Source organism: Longimicrobiales bacterium, from assembly GCA_035764935.1.
In the GTDB taxonomy this organism is placed as follows: Bacteria; Gemmatimonadota; Gemmatimonadetes; order Longimicrobiales; family RSA9; genus DASTYK01.
In genome coordinates, this window is sequence record DASTYK010000091.1 from 1 (window position 1) to 2,543 (window position 2,543).

The 2,543-nt window shown below is 71.1% G+C and carries 3 protein-coding genes; 2 read left to right on the forward strand and 1 reads right to left on the reverse strand.

Going from position 1 to position 2,543, the window contains the following annotated elements:
• On the forward strand, positions 1-209 hold a 209-nt coding region (locus tag VFU06_07455; protein HEU5209231.1), incomplete at its 5' end, for an undecaprenyl diphosphate synthase family protein.
• Between the two features lie 39 nt (positions 210-248).
• Positions 249-563: a hypothetical protein gene (locus VFU06_07460; protein ID HEU5209232.1), complete on the forward strand. Its 315-nt coding sequence runs from the start codon at positions 249-251 to the stop codon at positions 561-563.
• 91 nt (positions 564-654) lie between these two features.
• On the opposite strand, the gene VFU06_07465 is transcribed toward VFU06_07460, so the two are convergent.
• Complete coding sequence (locus tag VFU06_07465) at positions 655-2,349, reverse strand: carboxypeptidase regulatory-like domain-containing protein (protein ID HEU5209233.1); 1,695 nt, start codon at positions 2,347-2,349, stop codon at positions 655-657.
• Between the last annotated feature and the right edge of the window lie 194 nt (positions 2,350-2,543).

Consider the following 2,543-nt stretch of genomic DNA (forward strand, 5'->3'; position numbering starts at 1 on the left):
TGATCCGCACGGGTGGCGAGCAGCGCCTGAGTGATTTCCTGCTGTGGGAGGCCGCGTACGCCGAGCTGTTCTTCACGAGCTGCCGGTGGCCGGACTTCGATGCGGCGGCGCTGGAGGCCGCGCTGGAGGAGTACTGCGGGCGGGAGCGTCGCTTCGGCTGCGTGGACGCGCCGCGCGAGCGCACGGCCGGACTGGCGAGCGCACGCTGAACGAAATCATCCATGGTTCACTGACACCGGACGGACACGATGACAGTCTTGAAACGCGTGCGCGACGCTCTCCTCATCAGCATCGTCTGGGCGTTTGCCTGGGCGCCTGTCGCCATTCTCGCGGGTCTCGTGATCGACCCCGACAACTCGATGGACGAGATGTGGTTCATGATCGGCGCGCTGCCGGGCGTTCTGTGCGGCGTCGTCTTCGCGGTGCTGTCCGGCCTTGCAGGGGGCGACCGCTCCAGCACCACGGCGCTCGCGCGTGCGGCGCTGCTCGGTGCGCTGAGCGGCGTGATCGTGGGGATCCTGCCATTCCTGGTGGGCGAGTCACAGGTGGCGATGCCGGAGTAGCTGTTCGCGGTGCTCGTGATCGCCCCATTTGCGCTGATGAGCGCGGCGTCGGCGGTGGCGACGGCGATGTGGGCACGCAGGCGGAATCGCCTTATCGCACCACCAGCGTGAGTCGGAGCAGCCCGGGCTCGGCGACGTCGATCTCGTAGCTGCGCACGACGCGCGTCGTGGCGACGGTGAGCCGCACCGTCGCGCCCGGCTCGAATCCGCACAGCAGGAAGCTGCCGTTCTCCGCGGTCATCGCCGTGCGCGTGCGCGCCGGGACCTCTGCACGGGCGAGTGAGTCCTCCGCGGGTGCCCACAGCGCAGCCACGCTCGCCCCGGGAATCGCCGCTCCCTCCGCAGCGTCCACCACGAATCCCGCGATCGCGGTGCGCCCGTCGGCGGTCGGGCGCTCGGCGCAGCCCTGCTGGCGCGGGATGCCGAGTGCGACGCGCACCGTTCCGCGCGCCGGTACCACCACGCGCAGCGGCTGGACCGGCAGGCCCAGCGAATCCGCGGCAGGGTGAACGAACGCGACCTCGTGCTCGCCTGCAGCGACGTTGCGCAGCAGGAACTCGCCGCGCGCACTGGTCACGACCGCGCGGCCACCGGACACGAGGAACACGGTCGCGCCCGGCAGCGGGCGCGCATGCAGGCTGTCGTACACGACGCCGCGGATCGTCGCACTCCCCGCGGCGGAAGCGCCGGGGCGTGCGATGAACTGCACGGTGCCGCCCTCCTCCCGGATGCGCATGCCCCTGCGCTCCGCGTTGCGCAGCCGGACACCCGCGCTGGCATTCGCCTCACTCGCCGTGCTGCGCGTCGACACGGTGGGAGGCAGTTGCGGCATCCGGAGCCACCAGTGCTGCACGATCCACGCGCCGTTCGGCAGCCGGCGGAACGCGACGCTGCCGCCGAACTGCTCGGGCGGGACGTCGACCGGGAGCAGGTGACGCGTGAAGCGGAAGTCCAGGTGCTGCAGCTCAGACGTGCGCTCGTCGACCCAGAGCGTGCCCGTGATGTCCGGCAGGCGGTGCTCCTCGATGGGCTGGAAGCCGAGCCCGACCAGGCCGGCCCGATTGCGCGCATCGCGCACGACGCGGAAGCAGTGCGTGTCCAGGAAATCGTCCGACAGCAGCGCCGCCGCATCGAGCGCGAAGTACTGCAGCACGTTGTCCGGCAGCAGCCGGATGTAGCCGCGCGCCGCCAGGTCGCTGACGGGTGCGCTCAGGAACGCGGCCCGGCCGTACCCGGACTGCAGGCGCGTCTCCTGCTCGAACACCTCCTTCGACAGCAGCCCGCGTGTCCGCTGGAACAGCATGGCCTGGAACGGCACACCCGTCTGCCGCTCCGCCCAGCGTGCGACCGACAGCGCCTTGCGCACCTCCTCCCACAACGCCTGTGTCTGCGCGCCCAGCTCCCGTGACAGGTCGCAACGGCCGCTCGTCGATGCGCTGAGCTCCGCCAGCTTTACCGGATCCACCGGCACGACGATGTCCCGGGTCACGACCGCTTCGATGCCGACCTGCAGCGGCTCCGTCGTCGTGCTGGCGTGGCCGAGCCGTTCGACCCGCACGCGGAAACTCCCGGCGGCCGGTGCGGTCAGGTGGTACGCGCCGGCCGCGTCCGTGAGGATGGCGGTGATCGCTCGCCCGGCGGGCTCGAGCAGGGTCACGAACGCACCGGCCACCGGCAGGCCGGTGTCCTGGTCGGTCACCCTGCCCTGGACGCGCTGTGCGGTCGCGTCAGACGCACTGATCAGGACGGCGGCGAACAGCAGGCAGGCGTTGCGGATGCAGAGCATACGCGCCTTCGTGCTCGGGGAGGAGGAGGATCCCTGAAACATGCCGCGGCGCCAGCGGCGACGCCATGGCGCGGGGTCGGCGCGAATGCCTCCGGACTGTGTCATGCCCCGGCAATCCACCCGGAACGAAAGGGACGCCCCGCCCCAACATGATTGCATCCGGGGGAGGCCGGTTGAATACTCGTCCGCCGCGC